The organism is Halopseudomonas salina (assembly GCF_008641105.1).
Genome location: NZ_VTTI01000003.1, coordinates 406,967 through 413,071, shown reverse-complemented (window position 1 = coordinate 413,071; position 6,105 = coordinate 406,967). Strand labels below are relative to the sequence as shown.

The 6,105-nt window shown below is 59.2% G+C and carries 4 protein-coding genes; 2 read left to right on the top strand and 2 right to left on the bottom strand.

From position 1 onward, the window contains the following. Positions 1-63: 63 nt before the first annotated feature. Complete coding sequence (locus tag FZF01_RS07240) at positions 64-2,715, top strand: efflux RND transporter permease subunit (protein WP_223825430.1); 2,652 nt, start codon at positions 64-66, stop codon at positions 2,713-2,715. Then, positions 2,708-4,168, top strand: a complete 1,461-nt coding sequence (locus tag FZF01_RS07235; RefSeq protein WP_150277468.1) for an efflux transporter outer membrane subunit — start codon at positions 2,708-2,710, stop codon at positions 4,166-4,168. Before FZF01_RS07240 ends, FZF01_RS07235 begins: the two co-directional genes overlap by 8 nt. 19 nt (positions 4,169-4,187) lie before the next feature. Here FZF01_RS07235 and FZF01_RS07230 read toward each other — a convergent pair whose 3' ends face one another. Together FZF01_RS07230 and FZF01_RS07225 are read right to left on the bottom strand one after the other, a co-directional pair. Further along, the gene (locus tag FZF01_RS07230; RefSeq protein ID WP_150277467.1) at positions 4,188-5,033 is read right to left on the bottom strand and encodes an inositol monophosphatase family protein; all 846 of its coding nucleotides are present in this window, start codon (positions 5,031-5,033) and stop codon (positions 4,188-4,190) included. A gap of 315 nt (positions 5,034-5,348) precedes the next feature. Continuing rightward, positions 5,349-6,077 (bottom strand): ROK family protein, encoded by a 729-nt coding sequence (locus FZF01_RS07225; RefSeq protein ID WP_150277466.1) that lies wholly within the window; start codon positions 6,075-6,077, stop codon positions 5,349-5,351. Between the last annotated feature and the right edge of the window lie 28 nt (positions 6,078-6,105).

Here is a 6,105-nt window from a genome sequence, read left to right as displayed (position 1 = left end):
TGTCTGAAAGCGGTGAGATGAGCAGTCTCGAGCTGGGCCATTACGCCACCACCAATATTGTCAATGAACTGCGACGCTTTTTTCTATGCGATGCGCATCTGGTTTAACCCCGATCGTCTGGCGAGCTTCGGCATGTCCCCCAGCGATGTATTGGCTGCGGTGCGAGCCCAGAACAGTCAGGCTGCCGGCGGCGCACTGGGCGACCTGCCGCTCAGTGAGGGTATCGAGATACACGCACCCCTGGAAACCCGCGGGCGACTGAGCTCACCTGAAGAGTTCGGCGAAATTATCCTGCGCGCTGATCCGGATGGCTCTGTGGTGCGGCTGGAGGACGTGGCGCGAATCGAGTTAGGCGCCCAGGATTATGCCTCGCGTAGCGAACTGGACGATCAGCCCAATGCGGGCCTGGCGGTGCAACTGGCGCCGGGCGCGAATGCGCTGGATACCGCCGCGGCGGTGAAAAAGCGCATGGGTGAACTGGAAGAAGCGTTTCCGGGCGATATCGAATGGATGGTTCCCTACGACTCTACTCCCTTTATCTCCAGTTCCATCGAGCGGGTGCTGTTGACCCTGGCGCAGGCCATCGGGCTGGTGGTGCTGATCATGCTGCTGTTTCTGCAGAACTGGCGCACGGTCGTGATTCCTACCATCGTGATCCCTATCGCACTGGTAGGCACCTGCCTGGGTCTCTGGCTGGTCGGCTTCTCGATCAATCTGCTGAGTCTGTTCGGCATGGTGCTGGCAATCGGCACCCTGGTGGATGATGCGATTGTCGTCACGGAGAATGTAAAGAGACTGATCGACGAGGAGGGCATGGCGCCCTACGAGGCTACGGTGGAGGCCATGGGACAGGTTAGCGCCGCGATCATCGGCACGACCCTGGCATTGATCGCGGTATTCGTCCCTTTGGCATTCTTTCCGGGCTCCAGTGGGGGTATTTACCGGCAGTTTGCGGTCACCCTGTCCATAGCAGTGGGGATTTCGACCTTCCTGGCCTTGACCCTGACTCCGGCGCTCTGCGCTACCCTGCTCAAGCCCCGTGACGACGAGCAGGATAAAAAACAGCGTTGGAGCGACCGTATTTTCGGACCCTTCAACCGCGGCATGAAGCGCACCACCGATCGATATCATGGCGCGGTCAGTTACGTGCTTGCCCATCCGCTGTGGTTCCTGCTGGGGTTTGCGGCCCTGCTGGCGCTGGTCGCGGTGCTCTACCTGCGTATGCCCACAGCATTCCTGCCCCAGGAGGACCAGGGCTCGGTCATGACCGTGGTGCAGGCGCCGCCTGGGTCAACCATCAATGCCACCACCGCCGCTATGGATCAGGTGAAGGACTTCTATGCTGACAGTGCGGCAGTCGAACACACGCTGGCGGTTTATGGATTCAGCTTTTTTGGTCAGGGTCAGGCCCACGGCATGGCATTTGTCAGGTTGCTTCCCTGGGCGGATCGCGAGCAGCGTGCGCCGGAGCTGGTCAATGAGGCCTCCGGGGCCTTTTCGCAGATACGTGAAGCGCGTGTCTTTGCCCTCAATCCGCCATCCATCCCGGCACTCGGCGTGGCAGGCGGGTTCACGTTCAAGCTGGAAGATCGCGGTAATAACGGCTATGAGGCGCTGCTGGAAGCCCGGGACCAATTACTGGGCGCAGCAAGTGAAAGTGAGATGCTTGAAGGCGTGCGGCCCGAGGGCGCGGATCAGGCACCTAAACTGAAGGTAGATATCGATCGTATCAAGGCAAGGGCGCTCGGCCTCTCGATAGCTGAAGTCAACGCCAGCCTGAGTACGACATTTGGTAGTGCCTACGTGAATGATTTCAATATGGACGGCGAGGTGCTGCGCGTGTTGCTGCAGGCCGATTCGCCCTACCGGATCACCCCCGAAGATGTGCTGCAGTTGGAGATACCCAATGAAATGGGTAACAACGTCCCCTTTGGTGCGTTCTCCACAGCCGAGTGGACACGGGGACCGATACAGCTACAGCGCTACAACGGCTACCCGGCCATTACGCTATCGGGCAACGCCGCATCCGGTTATACCAGTGGCGAGGCGATGGACGAGATGGCGCGTCTGGCCCAGGACCTGCCGCGCGGCTTTGATTTTGAATGGTCAGGAGCGTCATACGAAGAACAGCAGGCATCCGGTCAGGTGGGTTTGCTGCTGGGGTTGTCGATGCTCGTGGTGCTCATGGTATTGGCGGCGCTGTACGAAAGCTGGGTAATGCCCATCGCGGTATTGCTGGTCGTTCCCCTAGGGGCGCTGGGGGCGATTCTGTTCGCCATGTTGCGCGGGATGCCGGCTGATGTGTATTTCAACGTGGGGCTGGTGGCGATCATCGGCTTGTCGGCCAAGAATGCGATTCTTATCGTCGAATTTGCGATTGAAGAAGAGGGGCGCGGCAAATCCATTCACGAGGCGATCATGAGCGCGGTCCGCATGCGCTTTCGCCCGGTACTGATGACCTCGCTAACCTTCATCTTTGGCATGTTGCCGCTCATCATGTCCAGCGGGGCGGGCGCTGCCAGTCGCGCTGCGGTGGGCACTGGCGTGATTGGCGGGATGCTGGCCGCCACTATCTTCGGACTGTTTTATATTTCGCTGTTTTATCTTTGTGTCAGACGCTGGTTGAGCCGCCGCCGCCCACCCAGCCGCCAGCACGAAGATGACGACAACTCGGATGGTGAAAAGGGATCAATACAGGGAGCCGGTGATGCGTAATATCTTGCTACCTGTACTGGTGGGGTTTCTGCTTGTCGGTTGCCAGTTTGCTCCGGAACACCAACGGCCCATGCTGCCGACCAACCAACAATATCCCGCGTCGCTCCAGCCAGGTCAGGGGGAGTTGATCGCCAGTGAGGTAAGCTGGAACAGGTTTTTTCTCGACCCGCGTTTACGGCTTCTCATTGACACGGCGCTAGAGCATAACCGCGATATGCAAATAGCAGTCGCACGAATAGAGGAAGCGCGCGGGCAGTTCCGGGTGCGCGATGCCGACCGCTATCCGACGCTGGCGCTGGGGGCAAGTGCGGTTCGCAGTCGTTCGGCGATTCCCTCAGCGGGTGCTGGAGCCTCCGGTACGGGCGGCTCGGCAGCGCCTGCAGCGGGTTTGTCGGGTGGAGGGGTGACCGAGCGTTATACCGTAGAGGTAGGAGTGGCCGCCTTCGAACTCGATTTCTGGGGCAGGGTTCGCAATCTTGCCGAGGGCGCGCGAGCCGAGTACCTGGCGACCCTGGAGGCGCAGCGGGCTTTTCAGCTGTCATTGGTCGGCGATGTGGCCGCTACCTACCTCTCAGTCAGAGGGGCCGAGCAGCGTATGCAGTTAGCGCAATCCACCGTCGCAAACCGGCGTGACGAGGTGCGCATATCGAGGGTTCGCCTGGACGCAGGTATCGCTTCGGCGCTGGAATACAATCAGGCAGAGGCTCTGCTGGCACAGGCGCAGACGCAATTGGCGGAGCTGCGCCTGACGGTGGCTCAACAACAGAATTACCTTACGCTGTTGACCGGGGCTGCGACGTCGTCACCCTTGCCGGAGCCGTATCCGCTGGACCGCCAGCTACCCGCTAGCGCCCTGGCGGCAGGCTTACCCTCAGAGCTGCTTTACAGCCGGCCAGACATCATTGCCGCAGAAGAACGTTTGCGCGCGGCGAGGGCCAACATCGGGGTGGCCCGGGCAGCATTCTTCCCCAGTATCTCCCTGACTGGCAATGCCGGCTACGCCTCCGGCGAACTGGATGGCCTGATCAGTGGTGATAACAAGTTCTGGAGCATCGGTCCGAGCGTCACCTTACCGATATTCGATTTCGGTGGACGCGATGCCAACCTCACGGTGGCACAAGCTCGGGAAAATATCGCTATAGCCGAATATGAGCGCACCATTCAGGCGGCCTTCCGCGAAGTGGCCGATGCGCTGGCGGGCCGCCGTTACCTGGCCGAGCAACTGGCCCTCCAGGAGGACAACGTCGCTACATTGGGCAATATCGCAGAGCTGGCGCGTGATCGCTACGATGAGGGAGTTGTCAATTTTCTACAGGTGCTGGACGCCGAGCGTACCCTATTTGAAGCAGAGCAGGCGCTGGTGCAGATCCAGCGGGCAAAAATGGAGAATCTGGTGGCCCTGTATATCGCCCTGGGCGGGGGAGCCGGAACGGTGGCTACCGACTCCCAATGATGGCGTAAGGCTGGCGACGTCAGTCCTCATCCAGCGAAGGTCCGATCATGCGCGCCAACTGGTCATACACACCCGGCGCGGCTACCAGAAAAGGGTTGCCTTGCAGCAGACCCTCTCCACGCAGAAAGTCGCTCCGCCTTCCTCCGGCCTCGGCAACCAGAACCAATCCAGCCATGCAATCCCAACTTTTGAGCTGCGTCTCGTAGTAACCGATCAATCGCCCAGCTGCGACGTAGGCCGTGGTCAGGGCTCCTGACCCATTGCGAATGAACATGCCACCGTCGGCCAGCAGCTTTTGTAGAAAAGGCAGAAAGTTCTCCTTGCCACTTGGGTGGAAGGTGCCAACACCTGTCAATCCCTCCCTTATATCGGACGCCTGGCTGACCCGCAGGGGCGTGTTGTTGACGAAGGCGCCGCGGCCAATGCAACCATGAAACAACTCGTCGTGGTTCGGGTCAGCGATGGCTCCCACGCAAGGCACACCATCAATCATCATGCCAATGGATACGCACCATGAATGCAGGCCGTTAACGAAGCACGCCGTACCGTCAATGGGATCGACTACCCAAACGCAGCGCGCGCTCAGTTGAGCAGCGCCGCTTTCTTCGCCGACAAAACCATCCTCCGGAAAACGCTTGGCCAGTGTCTGACGAATCAGATCCTCCAGTTGCCGGTCTACCTCGCTGACTACATCCTGGAAATCATTGTTCTTGTGCTCGATTGTCAGTTTGGCGCGCTCGTTGTAGCGGGTCTTGCCTTGTCTTGCGGCTGCGAGAGCAAGTTCTTGGGCGAGTGTGTAACGCGCGTCCAGATCGATCTGGCTCAGGTCAGGCGCGCTGGTGCGCGCATTGATTGTTGCGTGCATACTGGATTTCCGCATAGCTGTTTGAATAGGTCTTCTGTGGTGTTCAGTTTCAATTGACGCAGTCATTCGACGGATTGGCCCCAATTGGCCATCACGTTCTGGGTTTCGACTCTACCAGCCCCTGAGATACCGTCCAATAAAACCACCGACGCCGAATTCATTCGCGACATCGACCAGGATGGGAACCGCAAGGCGGTGCTAGAGGCATAGCTGTCCACCGTAGTCATTCTGATATTGCGGCTGGTTGGTATTGGCGTGGCGCTAGTGTTGGTCATCATCCCAGTGGTGAAGCGCCCGATGGACGGTTACCGGAGGCTAATTGTGCGACAGGTCAGGCAGAGGCGGGTATTCACGCCACAGTGCCGCACCGCCTGAGATTCCCCTGGCCTCTGAAACGATCCGAGTGTTGGCAGGCAGGCTTGTGCTGACGTAACGCGCATTGCCGCCGCCCAGCAAGATCTGGTCAGGATGGAAAAGTGTATTGAGCAGGGCCAGGGCCAGGGCCAGTCGTTCATTCCACGTCTTGCTGCCAATTTTTTTTAATTCGGCATCGCCCAGGTACTGGTCATAGGTCCGACCTTCGGCGATAGGGTGATGCGCGAGCTCCATATGTGGCATCAAGTCACCGTCGCGGAAAATGGCAGTACCAAAGCCGGTCCCGAGAGTGACCACGATTTCCAGGCCAACCCCGTCGATCAATGCAAATCCGATCATATCGGCATCGTTGATGACGCGAGTTGGATAGTTTCCAAGGCGTACCGATAACTGCTTGGCCAGTTCAAAATCAATCCATTCATCGCTTTGTAAATTGGCCGCAGTGAGTACACGGCCCTGGCGCACGACCCCGGGGAACCCGACGGAAATACGGTTGAAGGCGGGCATGTCCCGCGTGAGGCTGGTCACCAGGTCAAGCAGCAGGTCGGGCGGACAAGGATGGGGTGTCACGATCCGCAAACGCTCCGTCAGCATGTGGCCCTTTATATCCAGCACCGCGGCTTTGATGCTGAGCCCGCCTATGTCGACTGCGAGAATACCCGTGGTCATGGACAACTCCTCATGGTCAGATTCCTGC

What these genes read in the sequence shown, in the direction of transcription:
- FZF01_RS07240 (WP_223825430.1), top strand. Translation starts at nt 64, where the DNA reads ATGAACTGCGACGCTTTTTTCTATGCGATGCGCATCTGGTTTAACCCC.
- FZF01_RS07235 (WP_150277468.1), top strand. Translation starts at nt 2,708, where the DNA reads ATGCGTAATATCTTGCTACCTGTACTGGTGGGGTTTCTGCTTGTCGGT.
- FZF01_RS07230 (WP_150277467.1), bottom strand. Translation starts at nt 5,033, where the DNA reads ATGCACGCAACAATCAATGCGCGCACCAGCGCGCCTGACCTGAGCCAG.
- FZF01_RS07225 (WP_150277466.1), bottom strand. Translation starts at nt 6,077, where the DNA reads ATGACCACGGGTATTCTCGCAGTCGACATAGGCGGGCTCAGCATCAAA.